The sequence below is a fragment of the Bacillus cereus group sp. Sample62 genome (genome assembly GCF_036851315.1).
Taxonomy (GTDB): Bacteria; Bacillota; Bacilli; order Bacillales; family Bacillaceae_G; genus Bacillus_A; species Bacillus_A wiedmannii.
Genome location: NZ_JAFLPK010000001.1, coordinates 1,308,474 through 1,326,022, shown reverse-complemented (window position 1 = coordinate 1,326,022; position 17,549 = coordinate 1,308,474). Strand labels below are relative to the sequence as shown.

Below are 17,549 nucleotides of genomic sequence, written 5' to 3'. Positions count from 1 at the left end.
AGAAAGAATCCCCTAACTTTTTTATCATTATAATGAAAGCACTGTTACAACGTTTTTTATGATGACTAAATACGTTAACAGTTTGAGGGGGATTTCCAATGTTAGAAAAGCAAATTATTCATTCATTCGTATCCATTGTTGGCAAAGATAATGTAGATACATCCAATATGGGGCGTTTAACGTATAGTTATGATGCCACTCCAAACTTCCAAGCAATGCCTGATGCAGTCATTGCTCCTCGTAATACAAATGAAGTAGCTGAAGTGTTAAAAATATGTAACACTCACAAAATCCCTGTATATGTTCGTGGTTCTGGAACAAACCTTTGCGCGGGGACATGTCCACTTGAAGGCGGTATCGTCCTTATCTTCCGCCATATGAATAACATTTTAGAAATTGATGAAGAGAATTTAACAATTACTGTACAAGCTGGTGTAATTACACTTGATATTATTAAAGCGGTAGAAGAAAAAGGTTTATTTTATCCACCAGATCCAAGCTCGATGAAAATTTCTACAATCGGCGGTAACATTAATGAAAACTCAGGTGGATTACGCGGATTAAAATATGGCGTAACACGTGATTATGTGATGGGTCTTGAACTTGTCTTACCAAATGGCGATATTATTCGTACTGGCGGTAAATTAGCAAAAGATGTAGCTGGTTACGATTTAACTCGTTTATTTATCGGTTCTGAAGGGACACTTGGCGTCGTAACAGAAGCAATATTAAAACTTGTTCCTATGCCTGAAACGAAGAAAACGATGCTTGCACTATATGAAGATATTAATGAAGCTGCACGTGCTGTTTCTTCTATTATTGCAAATAAAATCATTCCAGCGACACTTGAGTTTTTAGACCAGCCAACAATTGAAGTAGTAGAGGAGTTTGCACAAATCGGTTTACCAACTGATGTAAAAGCAATTTTATTAATCGAACAAGACGGTCCGCCTGAAGTTGTCAATCGAGATATTGAAAAAATGGCTAACGTTTGCCGCTCTATGAATGCAGTCGATGTTCGCATTGCAAAAGATGAAGCGGAAGCAGATGCGCTTCGGACAGCTCGCCGTAGTGCACTATCAGCACTTGCAAGATTAAAACCTACTACAATATTAGAAGATGCAACGGTACCACGCTCACAAATAGCTCCGATGGTTGAAGCTATTAATGCGATTGCAAAAAAATATAATATTCCTATTTGTACGTTTGGGCATGCTGGCGATGGCAACCTACACCCAACTTGTATGACAGATGCTCGTAATGAAGAAGAAATGCACCGAGCTGAACAAGCTTTTGCTGAAATATTTGCGAAAGCAATTGAACTTGGTGGCACAATTACTGGTGAACATGGTGTTGGTGCGATGAAAGCTCCGTATTTAGAAATGAAATTAGGTAAAGAAGGTATTGCTGCCATGCAAGGAATTAAACAAGCCTTCGATCCAAATAACATTATGAACCCTGGCAAGATGTTCGCGAAAGACACTCGCAAAAGAGTGGTGGTTGAACGATGACAACATTAAATAAAGAAAACATTCAAAAAGAATTTAAAGAAAGATTAAGTGAAGATGAACTACTAAACTGTATGCGATGCGGTTTCTGTTTACCTACTTGTCCTACTTACATTCAATCTGGATATAAAGAATCACATTCACCACGAGGACGTATCGCAATAATGAAAGCGGTCGTTGACGGTTTAATCGAACCAGATGAAGATGTTGAAAATACATTGAATGTTTGCCTTGGCTGCCGTGCTTGTGAACCTGTTTGTCCATCAGGTGTAAATTACGGACATTTATTAGAAGAAGCTCGTGATATTATCAATCAAAACAAAAAGTTCTCGGTGCCAGTGAGGGCCGTTCGTAAAGTCGTTTTTGAAGGACTATTCCCGCATCAAAATCGAATGAGAACATTAACAGGACTAATCGGATTTTATCAGCGTTCTGGTTTACAAACGCTAACACATAAAACAGGGATTATGAAGTTATTCCCTGAAACACTTGCAACGATGGATCTCGTTTTACCAAAAGTCCCTAAAATGAAAGCAATGAAAGATCGTCCTGAATTTTTACCTGCTGAAAGTACAAAAAAGAAACAAGTTGCATTCTTCACAGGCTGTTTAATGGATACGATGTTTTTAGAAACAAATAACGCAACGATAAAACTTCTTCAGTTAGCTGGTTGTGATATCGTTATTCCAAAAACACAAAGTTGCTGCGGTGCATTACATGGGCATGCTGGTGAAAAGAGCGGAGCGAAAGAATTAGCGAAACGAAATATAAAAGCATTCGAAGATTTAAACATCGACTATATTATTACGAATGCAGGTGGTTGCGGAGCTTACCTCGTAGACTACGATTATCTTTTAAAAGATGATCCAGAGTGGGCTGAACGCGCAAAGCAGTTTGTTTCTAAAATTAAAGATATTACTGCTATTCTAGTAGAACTAGATTTCCATAAACGGAATGACTTACGACTGCCAACGCAAATTATTACGTATCAAGACTCTTGTCATTTACGCAATGTTATGCGAACCTCTTCAGAACCTCGTATGTTACTAGAAGCAATTCAAGGCGCAACATACCGTGAAATGAAAGATGCGGATCGCTGCTGTGGTTCTGCTGGTATTTACAATATTGTTCATTCAGAACTATCCATGGAATTTCTAGATTATAAAATGGACCGTGTGCATGAAACAGAAGCAGCAACTATTGTTACTGCAAATCCAGGTTGTCTACTACAAATGAAATTAGGCATTGAACGAGAAGGACTTTCTCATAAAATGAGAGGAATTCACATTGTAGATTTATTATTAGAAGCAATTGAAACCAACTCGTAATAACTCGTAACATACGTAATAATAGGAAAACGGCTATCTCCTTCGTCTATGTAAAGAGATAGCCGCTTTTTTGTCCGCTACAAGATTAAGAATATGTTACTTTATTATAAAAAAGAACAACAGGAACATTACAGTTTTGTAAAAATCAATCCAGTATATTCCTCAAAAAAACGCTCAAATCATTGATACAATAGGATTCTTCATTTTCAATATAGGTACATTTATCCAAAAACCGCCTCTTAAAACCTAGTATAAAAATGCTGGAAATTCCTTTTATACTCTATGTTTCTCTTATTTTTTCCCTTTTCTTCACTTAGGATAAATTAGGTAATTTTAAAGTCTATGAATTTTTTTCCATCTTTTTTCTAGCAAATTGTATGCTACGATGAATTTGTCAGTCAGACAGGCTGTCAAAACAAATCGTGTGAAAACAAATTAAAACTTTATATAGGGGGACACACATCATGAAAAAGCGTGTTTTATTATCTGTAGCTGCTGCAACAGCTCTTACTTTAGGAGTATCATCTTTAGATGCACAAGCTGCAACAGTACAACCATCTAACATAAAGGTTCAAAATATTCAGCATTCAAAAGTGATGATGAAGCAAATGAGCCAACAAGAATTACAAGCATTCTTACAATCTATGGGCGTTGAGTCATTAGCACAATGGCAACAAGGAAATTTCCAACCAAACTGCTTCATTCCTGGTCAACAACCAACTGAAAATGTTGTAACTGAGCAACCAACAGCTAAGCCAGAAACTCAAAAACCAGTTGAGCAAAAACCAGTTGAGCAAAAGCCTGCTGAAGAAGTTCAAAAACCAGAAGCTCAAAAACCTGCTGAAAACAACAATACTCAAAAACCTGCTGAACAAAAGCCTGCTGAGCAAAAGCCTGCTGAAGAAGCAAAATCTTTAAGCGAATTCGAACAACGTGTTGTTGAATTAACAAACGCTGAACGTGCAAAACAAGGCTTACCAGCACTAAAAATCGATACTGAATTAAGCAAAGTAGCACGTGTTAAATCTGAAGATATGCAGAAGAATAACTACTTTGATCATAACAGCCCTACATATGGGTCTCCATTTGACATGATGAAGAAATTTGGTATTTCTTATACATCTGCAGGTGAAAACATTGCTCAAGGCCAACGTACACCTGAAGAAGTAGTACAAGCTTGGATGAACAGTGCTGGACACCGTGCAAACATCTTAAATAACGGCTTCACTCACATCGGTGTTGGCTATGTAGAAAGCGGCAACTACTGGACACAACAATTTATTACGAAGTAAATAGATTAAAAGAGTCTTCTCATAATGAGAAGACTCTTTTTTACATTTCATAACTTTCTATTATGTATGAGTACAATATGTAGAACATAAACAAAATAGAGCCACAACTTATTACACTAAGTAACACATAAAATCCCCATTTCAAGTTCAAAAACAAGGAAAACAATATACTACATGCCATCACTTGAAAAATCCGCCTACTCACTAAACGAATTTTTTGTAATTTGACTGGGTCTTTTTCCGTACTCTTAACTTTTTTAAATCCTTTACTAAGCATAAAAAGAAACATACTAATTCCAATTGTTAGTCCTGTCTGAAAGGATATCATGCTTCCAAAATTAATAAAGAGAATGAGCATATGGATAAACACCATAAATAAAGTAATCGTCTTTAGAAATCCACTTATAATGACATGCTCACCTTCATTAAACTTATATACATTATGTGAAATAATATACACGAATCCATGTAAAAAAATAATAAGACAAGGAATAAATGCTATAACAACTTGTTTACTCATAAACTCGTTTGGCTCACCATTTTCATTCCAATGTACTGCCATAAAGTTTGGTAAGTATGGATAGAGGCATAGAGTAACTAAAAGACAAGCGAAAAACATTCCTAGTATATATTTATATTTGACCAAGTAATTCTCACCTCTCTTTTCTCTTAACGGCTTCGCTTCTTTTAGAGAAATTCCTGCAAGAATCTACTTTTCTCAAATTTAAACTTACACTTTATGCATTCATTCTTTGAAATTCTTTCATTATATTATTTAATTTTATCGGAAATGGTACATCCACTTCGATCTCTTCTTTCGTAATTGGATGCAAGAAATGAATCTTCATCGCATGTAATGCTTGCCTGGACATATATTTCGTTTGTCCACCGTATAATACATCTCCAACTAATGGATTACCATGATAGCTCATATGAACACGAATTTGATGTGTTCTACCTGTTTCTAATTGTAACGTTACGAACGTAGCATTTTGTTTTTTAAAATACTTCTCTACTTTATAATACGTAATTGCTTGGTCCCCCTTTGGAGAAACACGTCGTCTCGTCGCATGATGGCGATCTCTTCCGATAGCTGCGTCAATTGTTCCTTGCTTACCTTTTACTTTCCCTTCCACAAGCGCCGCATATGTTCTTTTAATTTTCCGTTCCATTAATAAACGATCCATAATTGCACCAGCAATTCTATGCTTAGCAAACACGACACCACCTGTCGTATCTTTATCTAACCGATGAATATGACGAACCTTCGTCTCTAAACCTTGCATTTGAAAATGAAAGGCAACGAGGTTTGCAAGTGTTCCCGTTCCACCTTTTTCAGCAGGATGCGTATCCATCTTCTCAGGCTTATTTACGATGAGTACGTGATCGTCTTCATATATTACATCTAATTCACCATATTCAGGCTCTACATCGTACTCTTCCTCCATAAACATATGCACTTGTAACTTATCGCCTTCTTTTAAAAGCTCATTCCATCTTCTCTGTTCTCCGTTAACGGTAACACCTTTTTCCATACGAAGCTGATGTAACAACTTTTTCGGTATTTCCCATTCTATTTTTAATAACGAATCAATACTTATACCATTCCATTTCGCTGGAACAGTAATTTCGCACCATTCGCCCTTTTTCTTCGTTTCCATACTGTATCACCTTATTTCTATTGATTCTCTCATTGTAACGGAAAACACAATTTGATGCACCGTCAAAAATAGAGGACAGTCTTATAGTAGACTGTCCCCTCACGCTCTACGCCGTTTCATTTCCTGCAATACTTCGTCCGCTTTTTGCTCATACGATAAATCTTTAAAGAAATCCGCCAATCTTTTATAATCATTATACGTATCTAATAAATCATCCATCTTTTCTACTTTCATCACGTGTTGTTTTTGCTTCATTTTTACTGGATAACGATAGCCCGATACTTCTTGTATTTTGTAATACTCATCCTCTACTTGAATGACCTTTACAAGTTCTTCTTCTTCCGCATCCATCGTATACCCATCAAAATCTCTCAGCAATTCATAAATGATATGAGTCCATTCATCTTTTGGATAAAATCCTTTTTCTAACCGATAACCGACAATGCGATACATATGTCCATCGTTTTCTGCAAACTGTACTGTATCATTTAGCTTAAACTTAAAATAACGAAACATTGCCTTCACCTACTTATATGTAATGTTCTTATCACATACTATTTGCAAAATGTAGGTCTTGCTATTCATAAAAAAATACTCATCTATAAGATGAGTATTTTTTACGATGATTTTTCTCTTTTCTTTCGAAATGGTAACCACCAGTTCCAGTCTCCAAACAATTTCATTAAACTTGGTACGAGCATAAGACGAATAATTGTCGCATCAAGGAATATCGCTAATGCAACGCCAAGCCCCATTTGCCGTACTGGTAAAATATCAGTAAAGGCAAACGCACCAGTTACAACAATCATAATTAACGCAGCTGATGTAATGATTCTACTTGTTGACACAAGTCCTTCTAATGTCGCTTGATCGTTATCTCCTGTTTCTTCATACAGTTCATGAATACGTGAGATAAGAAAGACTTCATAATCCATGCTAAGCCCAAATACGAGACCGAAAATGAAGATTGGTAAGACAAATAGAACAGGACTCGCTTCTAAACCAAAATGCCCACCTTCAAATAACCAAACAACAATTCCTATTGTTGCACTTAAACTAAGTATATTCATAATAATTGCCTTAATCGGAATGAGTATAGACCGGAATGCAAATAATAATATAACAAAGGTCGATCCAAATATAACAGACATACCAATTGCAACTTTATCTTTAATTTCATCTTCTAACTCTTGTTGGAACGTCGTCATCCCGCCTAAATAATACGTAACATCTGTTTCTTTATAATTTTGTTTAAAATCACGAACCCACTGTTTAGCAGTTTCAGTACGTGGTTTTGTTTTCAAAAAGATTTCTATCGTCGTCTTATTTCCTTTCGTATATGCTTCAAATATAGGAGCTAGTTTCGCTGCTTCTGGCGACTCTAACATTCCAGCAACTTGATCTGCTTTCATACGAGTTAACCCGTCGTATAAGCTTCTAACTTCATATACTTTCTTATCATCTTTTAACTGTTGAACGACTTCTTCTATCTTTTGTAAACTTTCTTTTTCTTTCATATCTTTTTTCGTCTCTACCACTAACGTAACATCAGCATGTTTTTTTGCAGTTTTATTAAATGCCTCTTCGTACTTCTCATATGCAATTCTTGTATCACTTTGTTTAGGTAGAGCTTCTACGTCAGGGAACTGCAAATTAGCTGTACGTAACGGTAATAAGCAAATCACAATAAATGTTGTAACAACAATAATCATTGCGATTGGATGTTTCATTACAAATTGCGCAAATTTACGCCATGCCTTTGCCGGTGTATGTGCTACTTGATTCTTTTTTAATATTCGTTTCCCAATTAATGATAATAGCGCTGGGAGAAGTGTGAGTGAGAATAAAATACTCATAATCACAACAATCATTCCGCTAATTGCGACAGACTGAATATAATCGATTTTAAAGAAAAACAATCCGGATAATCCAACAAATACACATAATCCTGAAAATACGATTGCGCGCCCTGCTGTCTGATATGTAATTGCTATCGCTTCTTTTACCGTTCGCTTTGCAACTTCCTCTCGAAAGCGATTTACAAATAATAGCGCAAAATCAATAGATAGCGCCAGTCCAATCATCGGTGCAACATTTAACACAAAGATAGATAGTTCCTTATCACTACCTATAAAGTATAATATGCCCATCGTACTAATAACACTAAGTGCCCCATTTACAATTGGTAAAATAGATGCCAAAAGACTACCAAATGAAAATAGTAATACGAGAAATGCAATTGGTAACCCAATCATCTCTGCTACTTTTAAATCATTTTGCGTTCTTTCATTAATCTCTTGATTAATTTTTGGAAACCCTGTAGGCGTTACTTTTAATGCTGCATTACTTTCCTTTTCGATTTTATCAGCAAATTGCAATGTCTTTTCCATTCGTTCTTTATTTGTTTTCCCGGAAAATAAAATTGTCGCATAGCCGATATCATCTTGTAACATTTCTTTATTTTGCACTGGGTGATGGAAAGATTCATATGTCTCTTTCTCTTGTACATTCTTTACAATTCCCTCTACTTGCTTTTGAAATTCCTCATGTGAAGCACCCTTATTTTTTTCAAAAACGAGTAGAAGTGTGTCTTGAGACCTCTTAAAATCTTTATCTAAAATTTCTTTCGTTTTTTGATAGTCCCCTTCCGTTTGGAAACCATCACCACCTAACACTCCCGGCAGCTTTGGAGCGAAAATACCGAGTGCGATCGCAACCAATAGTAATGCTACAATTACTGTATAACGAAACTGATACAAAAAAGCTCCTAATTTCCCCCACTTATCTACTTTATTTACATTTGTTTTCACACTTTTTCACCTACTTTAAATAATTCAATTGTCATTTATACTGTATCACATCTTCGTACAAACAAAAAACGGCTGGAAACACTATATTGATAGTTTTTCCAGCCGTTTTTTTATCTCTCTTTATTAAGTCCCAATCTCTCGGTAAGTAAACGATGGCAGTAAATCGCCATAATTAACAAAATACCACCTACGCAATAACCAGCTAAAATATCAGTTGGATAATGTACATTTAAAATCACTCTACTTAATCCAATCGATATAATTACTATTCCCATGAAAATCGTTATAACATATTTCCCAGTTACACTCTTCAAATTTGCCGCAATGATATAAGCAAGAAACCCGAATGTCATAATAGATAACATTGCATGCCCACTAGGGAAGCTATATCCAAGCGCATCCAACGCTTCATTTAACGACGGCCGCTCCCTTTTCACAACTTCTTTTATCCCTTTATTCACAAGATGTGTTATTAAAATGCCCATTGGATACACGATCATCGCAGCATAAAAACGTTTTCTCCAAAAAACAAGCAAACTTATAACGAGCGTAGTTAAGATCCCAATGGCAGACCCTAATTTTGTATAGTTTGAGAAAAATGTAAGCGAACTTTCTGTTTGTAATCCTTTTACTACTCCTCGGACATATGTATCCATCACTGTAACGCCACCCGCATGTACGCGCCAAGCAACAATGCCAAATACAGTAAGTAATAAAACGATACATACTACCTCATATTGATGTAACTTTTTTTTCAAACGATTTCCTCCTACTATGAAAAAATGCGATTTCTACTTTAGAAACCGCATTTTCTCACTTATTTACCTTTTGTTTTTAACTCTGTCCAGTAACGATCATAGTCTTTTAGCTTATCATCTACATCAACAAGCCATTCCGTACGATCTAATTCTTCTTTCGTTAAGAAGATCATGTGGTTTTCACGATATTCTTTACTATGAAGAGGATGAGCTTTTTCATTAGGATTACTGTATCCAATTGACTCGTAGTTTTTCACACTTACTTTTTCATCTAATAAGTAGTTCATAAACTTCTCTGCAAGCTCTTTGTTTTTCGCACCTTTTGGAATTGCTAACGTATCAGCCCAAATTGTGCCGCCTTCTTTTGGTACAACATACTCTACATCTTTATTATCTTTTGCAATAAATGCTGCATCTCCAGACCAAACTGTTCCGATCCAAGCATCTTCTGTAATGAATTTTTGTTTAATATTATCTGTATCAAATGCTAGTAAGTTTGGAAGTAGCTTCTGTAAATCAGTCGCAGCTGTCTTTAACTGTGCATCATCTTTCGTGCTGTTTGAGAAACCATGCTTCTTAAGGCCCATTCCTAACACTTCACGAGAATCATTTAATAAAGTTACATGCCCTTTATATTTCTCATTCCATAAATCAGCCCAGCTTGTAGGTGCTTCTTTCACATACTTTTTATTGTATGCAATCCCTGTTACGCCCCAAGTATATACTAAAGAATATTTATTCTCTGGGTCAAACGCAGGTGTTTTGAAATTAGAAATCATATTTTCGATATTCGGGATATTCTTTTTATCTAACGGCGCTAATAAATCCATTTTCGCCATTGTTTTAACCATGTAATCAGACGGCTGAATTAAATCATACTTCGCGCCACCAGCTTGTAATTTCGCGAGCATTTCTTCGTTGCTTGCGTACTTATCATAGTTAACTTTCACGTTATATTTCTTTTCAAAATCTCTTAGCACTTGCTCATCAAAATTGTCAGCCCAGCTATAAATGTTTAACTCTTCTTTCTTTTCACCACAACCAGCAAGTACACCAGCAACAAGACTAAAGCTAATCGCTGCGCCGGCTAATCTTTTTATTAATTTCATCGGTTTATTACCCCCTCGTACTTTCTATATCGTTCGTATTATAAAGGAAGGTGTCCTCCAGAGTTTTCTTCACCATCTGCACCTTTGTTACGGAAGATTTCAGATAAAACCATTAATCCTACGATAGCCACAATTAAAATTGTAGAAAGTGCATTAATTTCTGGTGATACTCCGCGCTTAACCATACTGTAAATGTATAATGGCAATGTTGTTGATCCTGGTCCTGATACGAAGAAACTAATTACAAAATCATCAATTGATAATGTGAATGTTAATAATGCAGCTGAAACAACTCCTGGTGCAATTGCTGGAAACGTTACATAACGAAACGTTTGCCACGGCGTTGCTCCTAAATCATTCGCAGCCTCTTCTAAATCACGTCCCATACCAGAAAGACGTGCTGCTAAAATAACAACAACAAATGAAATACTAAATGTAATGTGCGCAATAATAATTGTTGTTTTGCCAAGTTCCATACCTAATTGACTAAATAAGATAAGTAAAGATAATCCCATTAAAATATCAGGAATTAAAATTGGTAAATACACAAGACCGTTAATAGCCCCTTCATAACGATATTTATAGCGATGTAATGCAATCGCGAAAATCACACCAAGAACTGTCGTTACAATCGTCGTTACGATTGCAATCGTCATACTATTTACAAACGCATCAATAACATCTTGCTTTTGAAATAAATCTGTATACCAATGGAATGTAAAACCTTCCCATTCCGCATTAATGCGAGAATCATTGAAGGAATATACCATTAAAACCATCATTGGAAAATACAAGAACAATAAAATTAACCAAGAATAAGAAACTAAAAACTTCTTCATCTTTGCCTATTCCCCTCCGTTCCCATCATATTTATATACTTTCGTTGCACGATAATATAAGTAAATTAACAGAACAGAGAATAGAACAACAATCATAGATAACGCAGATCCAAACGGCCAGTCACGTGCTCCTAAGAATTGATTCTGAATTACGTTTCCTATTAATGCTACTTTCGATCCACCCATAACGTCTGATACAACAAACATTCCGATAGAAGAAACAAACACTAAAATAGAACCAGTAGCAATCCCTGACATCGTCATTGGTACTGTTACATTCCAAAATGCCTTTGCTGGTGTTGCTCCTAAATCATAAGCTGCTTCTAGCTTACGCTTATCAAGCTGCTCAATCGCTGCATACACCGGTAAAATCATAAATGGTAATAAAGAATAGACCATTCCGAGTATTACAGAAGGTGTGTTATATAGTAAATTTAAAGGTTCACTTATAATACCTAGTTTCAATAGCAATGTGTTTACAAGACCTTGTGAACGTAAAATAACAATCCATGCGTATGAACGAACAAGGAAGTTAATCCAAAACGGGATCGTTGCCAATAATAAAAGAATTGAACGGTATTTGCGATCAACAATTGTAATTGTATAAGCAAATGGATAACCAATTACTAAACAGATTACTGTTGTAATAACTGCAATCTTAACAGTTTCCCATAACGTTCCCATGTATAGTGGATCAAACACACGAGCTATATTCTCTAACGTAAATTGCATTTCCACTGTCCCATATGCCCCGCGCTGCATAAAGGCAAATGCCAATACAAACAGAAGGGGAATTAGGAAGAAGATTAACAGCCACGCGACTGTCGGTAGTGCGAGTAATTTCCCTTTTTTCAATTTAAGGTCACCTCGTCCTCTTGCTCCCAGCCTACGTATACATTATCTCCAATGCTCCACTGCGCTGCTTCTTCAGCAGTTTGATATGCCATTAGTAATTCTGATGTTTTCTCGTCACGTACATACAGCTTTTCCATATTTCCAACAAACTCAACGTCTTCAATATGTCCAAGATGGTATTCTTTTAAAATCGGCTCTTCAACCGAACGTACCTTCACGTTTTCAGGGCGAATTGCTACATAGCCTTCCCCGTTTTTCACAATATTATTTTCACCGATAAATGTCGCAACGAACATTGTTTTCGGCTTATTGTAAATTTCTTTCGGCGTTCCGATTTGCTCAATATGTCCTTTATTCATAACGACAATACGATCACTCATGCTCATTGCTTCTTCTTGATCGTGCGTTACGTATATGAATGTAATTCCTAAATTACGTTGTAAGTTTTTCAATTCACGTTGCAAATCTTTTCTTAACTTAAAGTCTAACGCCCCAAGTGGCTCATCTAGTAATAATACACGCGGGTTATTCACAATCGCTCTCGCAATTGCTACACGCTGCTGCTGTCCACCAGAAAGCTTTGCAGGTTTACGATTACGGAATTCAAGTAACTGCGTTAAACGCATTGCCTCTTCAGCACGCTCTTTCTGCTCTGCTGCCGGTACTTTCTGCATTTTCATACCGAAACAAATATTTTTCTCCACATTCATATGTGGGAATAGCGCATAATGTTGGAACACTAAGTTCATATGACGCTTATATGGTGGCAAATCGTTAATCTTTTCATCATCTAATAAAAGATTCCCTTTAGTTGGCGTTTCAAAACCTGCGATCATGCGAAGTAACGTTGTTTTCCCGCAACCACTCGGCCCTAAAATCGTTAAAAATTCCCCTTCTTTAATGTCTAAAGAAAGAGGTGGGATAATCACTTGATTTCCAAAATGTTTTTCTACTGCTTCAACTTTAATAATCTTTTTCATTTTCCCGTCCTATCTACCTTAAATTTTAATTTTTATATTCATGAATACATATTTATGTTCTATAGACTATTTTTTGTTTCGATCCAAACAAAAATGGTTGTTTAGCAGCGTTCTCTTCTCTTCTATTCTTTATGTAGTATGTTTGATTCATTTTTGCATGATACATATGTCGAACAGAAAAACCCCTTCCATTGCGAAGGGGCTATTATCATACGGCTACGCCTACTGATAAACACCATCATCATTTTAACAACTTTCGTATGAATTTTAAAGCACTTTTTGTAGAAGAGTAACGAATTTTCATATCGAATGCCGTAGATTGGGCTAAAATGCTTTTATAATGTGAAAAAGTCCGAAAACTTTCTTCCCCATGATAACTACCTAATCCACTACTTCCAACACCACCAAAAGGTAAATATGGCGTTGCAAGATGATAGACAACATCATTAATACAGCCTCCGCCATATGAAATATTACTTGTCACTTTCTTTTGTACTTCTTTATCTTCAGAAAATACATATAACGCTAATGGCTTCGGATGTTGCTGAATTGTTCCAATTACCTCTTCTATGTTGTCGTATTCTACAATTGGTAAGATCGGACCAAAAATTTCATCTTCCATAACAGTACTTTGCCATGTAACATTTGTTAACACTGTTGGTTCTATATGTAAAGTTTCTTTTTTATAGTTCCCGCCAATTACCGTTTTACCATCTTCCAAAAATGCACATAAACGGTCAAAATGACGTTCAGTCACAATTCGTACATAATTGTCATTGTTTAGTGGATCTTTTCCATACTGCTCCGCAATTTCGTGTCGTAATGCCTCGATTAACTGTTCTTTCACCGAAGCATGCACATACATATAATCAGGCGCTACACACGTTTGCCCTGCATTTAAAAACTTACCCCAAACAATTCGTCTTGCTGTTACATCTATTTTTGCATCTTTATGTACAATACATGGGCTTTTTCCCCCAAGTTCTAACGTGAGTGGCGTCAACCGTTTCGCTGCAGCTTCCATCACAACTTTTCCAACACCGACACTACCTGTAAAGAAAATATAATCAAACGGTTCCTTTAACAATTCCGTACTCTTTTCTACACCGCCTTCTACTACCGCTACAAGCTCTTCTTGGAATAATTCCTCTAACATCCTTGTAAGCACTTTGGAAACGTTTGGCGTTAGCTCTGACGGCTTTAAAACAATTGTATTTCCAGCCGCCAACGCTCCTACAAGAGGTGCAATTGCTAATTGAAACGGATAGTTCCACGGTGCAATAATAAGTGTCACACCGTACGGTTCAGGCACTACCTTTCCTTTTGATCCAAAATGAGTGAGTGCTGTTCGAACCCGCTTCGGTTTACTCCACGATGAAATATGCTTCAATTGGAAGGAAATTTCTTTTAATACATATCCAACTTCCGTTGTAAACGACTCATGAACTGACTTATTTAAATCTAATTTCAATGCCTGAAATATTTCTTCTTCAAAACGCTGAATGCCTTTATAAAGCTTCTTCAAATTATTCTTTCTCACTTCTACACTTCTCGTATGGCCATTATAAAAATATGCTTTTTGTTTATTTACAATAGAAGAAACAATCATCCATTCACCTTCTCCCACTATTTTTATCCAATTCTTTCATTATTTATATAGACTTCATATATAATAAATTTCTATTCGTAAAGTTACATTATATATAATTTCTTCTTGCATATAAAATTCATTGCTCACAAAAAAACTACCGAGAGAAAATCTCTCGGTAGTTTTACTGTATTAACGATATAAACGAACAGCACCTGCAGAATTATCATCAGCTTGTCCTACTACTTCAAACTTCAGGCCAAGATTCGGTAAAATACGTCCTGCATCTGGAATCTGTTTATTAATATACGTTTTCGAATCATCAAACTTCGGTACGCCTGCTAAGCCATTATACGTATACGTTCCGCGCGTTGGAGATACAACTTTCCAAGCTGGCGTTTTATCAAATGAGAACGCCGCATCAGCGATTTGGAATCGTGTACTACTTGCTACTGTTGGTTTACCATTTAAAGTTCCAACAATTGCTTCTGGATGAGAATCAACTACGCCAAGGAAACCATGTCCTGGATGTAAACCAACCCAGTTATCTATATAAGCTGAGTCTGCATACCATACAACCATACCTGAGTTATATTCTGGACCGCGAGCATATTTCAATGCGTTATCCGAACCAGCATAGTTTCTCCACTCTACATAATAGTTATGTTTTTTCTTCTCTGTTCCATTAGATACAGCGAATCCATCTAATTTGAACTGCGGTGTACCTTCTGCATCATCAGAGAATGCAACTTTACCATCTACTGTTAATGACGCATTATCAAGTAAGAAACCATTTAATGCTAAACCACCATCCGTAATGTACTCAAATGTTAATTTAACTTTCTTGCCTTTAAATTGACTTAAATCATATGACTTGTCAATCCATTTTCCATTTGTCGAATCTGCCTTTCCACTATTTGCTTTCTCGCCAAGTCTTTCAATTAACGTTTGTTTACCATCTTCTGTTACAGCGTGTACTTCAAGGAAATCATACTCAGCTTCAATCTCATATAATGATTTGAAATCGAATTTCGCATTCGTTGCATTTGTTAAATCGAACAGTGGTGTTTCCATTTTCGTGTGAAGATTGTCACCTTTTGTGCTGTAGTAATACTGTTTACCAAATGCTGGATCAATTGCTTTTACATCTTTATCTGGTAAGTTAACACGAATCATACCTGGGCGATTAGATTTCGTAACACTTTGGTCTAAATATGTTGCTAGACCGATACCTTTATTTAATTTCTCGTAATCTACTTCTACGATATTTGCCCAGTTACCACCGATTGTTTTTTGGAAAAACTCTTTATTTTGTGGTGAGAAACTCGTTGGCGTTGTTCCTGCAATGTTACCAGCCCAGCTTCCGCCACTCATAACAGACCAAGCTTGAATTGGTTCACCGTCACCAGTATAATCTGTATCATACTCATCTGGAAGACCTAAATCATGACCATATTCATGTGCGAATACACCAACTGCGCCATCTTCTGGTTCAATTGTGTAGTCGAATGCTGCGATCTTTCCGCCCCAATATGGAACTTTCGCTTGTGTGCCTTCAATTGGGAATGGTTTTGGTCCAACAGTCCAGCGATGTGACCAAATTGCATCGTCACCTAATTTACCACCGCCTGCTTCTTGTCCAACACCCGCATGGATAATCATTAAGTGATCGATTAAACCGTCCGGTTGTTTTTGATTTCCATCGCCATTTACATCATATTGATCGAATTGGTCAAACTCTGATAAATCAATACCGCTATCTACAGCTGCTTTTAATGCATCTTTTACTAAATCACGTGGTCCTTTTGGTCCTTTATTATCATGACCTGTCGCACCATCCGCACCGTAATCAGCAGCTTTACCAGGAACTGTTAACCATTTTGTAACTGTTCCGTCTACTGTATAACTACCGCCAGATTGCTCTTCGTAATACTGTTTAAACGTTTCGATTTTGCTGCCATCCTCTAATGCGAATGGCTCATTACCGAATAACATTTTTTCATAATGTTCTTTGTTAAAATCGTCAGTATACATATAACCAGGTTCTTTATCAATATTGTTATGTTTAAAGTCAGCGTACTCTACAAGTAAAACGAGTACTTTATCTTTACGAACTTCACCGTTATATTCTTTTCCCTTTGCTGGAGAAGTTGGTACTTTACCATTTAGACCACCCTTAACTGGGCCTGTCGCTGCAGGTGTTCCTGTTGCTGGTTTGTCTAACTTTTCTTTCGTATCCGCTTTCGCATCTTTCACTTTCTTTAAAAAGTCAGATGCTTCTTTCGTAAGTGGGTCCCCATTTGATACTTCTTTCCCAGGATTTTCACCCTTTTTGTTCTCTACGTATTTTTCGACGGCTTTCTTTGTTTCTGTCTCTGAAGCCTTCGAATCAATTACCCCACGGTTTTTTAGCGCATTTGCTAAACGTTCTTCTGGAATTAAATGATCATCGACTGGGCTCGTAGCTGTCTTATTCACAGGTGTTTCAGCATATGCAGACTGGCCACCCGCTCCGAATGAAAGACCTAACACAGCTGTCAAAGCGATTGATGACAAAACTTTGAACGGTTTCTTGTTCATCCCTTATTTCCTCCCCTAATAAAAAATATGTATTACAAATTGAATTTTATTAAAAATTCAATATTTTTTCAATATTTAGTCATATTATGTAATGTTTTTAATATATTTGTAAAAATTCCATAGTTAGCATACGAATATATCACAATTCAACAATGTTTTCTGAAAATATTGAAAATATTTGTCAGAAACTTTATAATCGCCATAGAGGGAATTTAATGGGGATTTTATCTTTGTTTTATCT

Annotated in this window: 14 protein-coding genes; 3 read left to right on the top strand and 11 right to left on the bottom strand. The window is 36.3% G+C overall.

Annotated features, from left to right (window positions below):
* Positions 1–98: 98 nt before the first annotated feature.
* The 3 genes from glcD to J0835_RS06625 all read left to right on the top strand — a co-directional run bounded on the left by glcD (position 99) and on the right by J0835_RS06625 (position 4,128).
* Positions 99–1,511: a glycolate oxidase subunit GlcD gene (gene glcD, locus J0835_RS06635; protein WP_087979865.1), complete on the top strand. Its 1,413-nt coding sequence runs from the start codon at positions 99–101 to the stop codon at positions 1,509–1,511.
* A complete protein-coding gene (locus J0835_RS06630; RefSeq protein WP_087979864.1) occupies positions 1,508–2,836 on the top strand; it encodes a (Fe-S)-binding protein in 1,329 nt (442 codons plus the stop codon). The genes glcD and J0835_RS06630 overlap by 4 nt, the downstream gene beginning before the upstream one ends.
* 464 nt (positions 2,837–3,300) lie before the next feature.
* Entirely contained in the window at positions 3,301–4,128 is an 828-nt protein-coding gene (locus J0835_RS06625; RefSeq protein ID WP_087979863.1) for a CAP domain-containing protein, read from the top strand.
* A gap of 40 nt (positions 4,129–4,168) precedes the next feature.
* Here J0835_RS06625 and J0835_RS06620 read toward each other — a convergent pair whose 3' ends face one another.
* The 11 genes from J0835_RS06620 to inhA1 all read right to left on the bottom strand — a co-directional run bounded on the left by J0835_RS06620 (position 4,169) and on the right by inhA1 (position 17,308).
* Positions 4,169–4,774 carry a DUF1648 domain-containing protein gene (locus J0835_RS06620; RefSeq protein WP_087979862.1) on the bottom strand — a complete coding sequence of 202 codons (606 nt, stop codon included), beginning with the start codon at positions 4,772–4,774 and terminating at the stop codon, positions 4,169–4,171.
* Between the two features lie 91 nt (positions 4,775–4,865).
* Positions 4,866–5,789 (bottom strand): RluA family pseudouridine synthase, encoded by a 924-nt coding sequence (locus tag J0835_RS06615; protein WP_087979861.1) that lies wholly within the window; start codon positions 5,787–5,789, stop codon positions 4,866–4,868.
* 99 nt (positions 5,790–5,888) lie between these two features.
* The gene (locus J0835_RS06610; protein ID WP_087979860.1) at positions 5,889–6,305 is read right to left on the bottom strand and encodes a histidinol dehydrogenase; all 417 of its coding nucleotides are present in this window, start codon (positions 6,303–6,305) and stop codon (positions 5,889–5,891) included.
* Between the two features lie 101 nt (positions 6,306–6,406).
* The gene (locus J0835_RS06605) at positions 6,407–8,599 is read right to left on the bottom strand and encodes an MMPL family transporter (RefSeq protein WP_087979859.1); all 2,193 of its coding nucleotides are present in this window, start codon (positions 8,597–8,599) and stop codon (positions 6,407–6,409) included.
* 110 nt (positions 8,600–8,709) lie between these two features.
* Positions 8,710–9,357: a phosphatase PAP2 family protein gene (locus J0835_RS06600; RefSeq protein ID WP_087979858.1), complete on the bottom strand. Its 648-nt coding sequence runs from the start codon at positions 9,355–9,357 to the stop codon at positions 8,710–8,712.
* A gap of 59 nt (positions 9,358–9,416) precedes the next feature.
* Positions 9,417–10,466 carry a spermidine/putrescine ABC transporter substrate-binding protein PotD gene (potD, locus tag J0835_RS06595; RefSeq protein ID WP_087979857.1) on the bottom strand — a complete coding sequence of 350 codons (1,050 nt, stop codon included), beginning with the start codon at positions 10,464–10,466 and terminating at the stop codon, positions 9,417–9,419.
* Between the two features lie 38 nt (positions 10,467–10,504).
* Positions 10,505–11,305, bottom strand: coding sequence for a spermidine/putrescine ABC transporter permease PotC (gene potC, locus J0835_RS06590; RefSeq protein WP_087979856.1), 801 nt, complete (start codon positions 11,303–11,305; stop codon positions 10,505–10,507).
* A gap of 6 nt (positions 11,306–11,311) precedes the next feature.
* On the bottom strand, positions 11,312–12,160 hold the full coding sequence (potB, locus tag J0835_RS06585; protein WP_000715495.1) for a spermidine/putrescine ABC transporter permease PotB: 849 nt from the start codon (positions 12,158–12,160) through the stop codon (positions 11,312–11,314).
* Positions 12,157–13,140, bottom strand: coding sequence for a spermidine/putrescine ABC transporter ATP-binding protein PotA (potA, locus tag J0835_RS06580; RefSeq protein ID WP_000720323.1), 984 nt, complete (start codon positions 13,138–13,140; stop codon positions 12,157–12,159). The genes potB and potA overlap by 4 nt, the downstream gene beginning before the upstream one ends.
* A gap of 241 nt (positions 13,141–13,381) precedes the next feature.
* Positions 13,382–14,749: an aldehyde dehydrogenase gene (locus J0835_RS06575; RefSeq protein WP_087979855.1), complete on the bottom strand. Its 1,368-nt coding sequence runs from the start codon at positions 14,747–14,749 to the stop codon at positions 13,382–13,384.
* A gap of 171 nt (positions 14,750–14,920) precedes the next feature.
* Positions 14,921–17,308 (bottom strand): M6 family metalloprotease immune inhibitor InhA1, encoded by a 2,388-nt coding sequence (gene inhA1 / locus J0835_RS06570; protein WP_087979854.1) that lies wholly within the window; start codon positions 17,306–17,308, stop codon positions 14,921–14,923.
* Between the last annotated feature and the right edge of the window lie 241 nt (positions 17,309–17,549).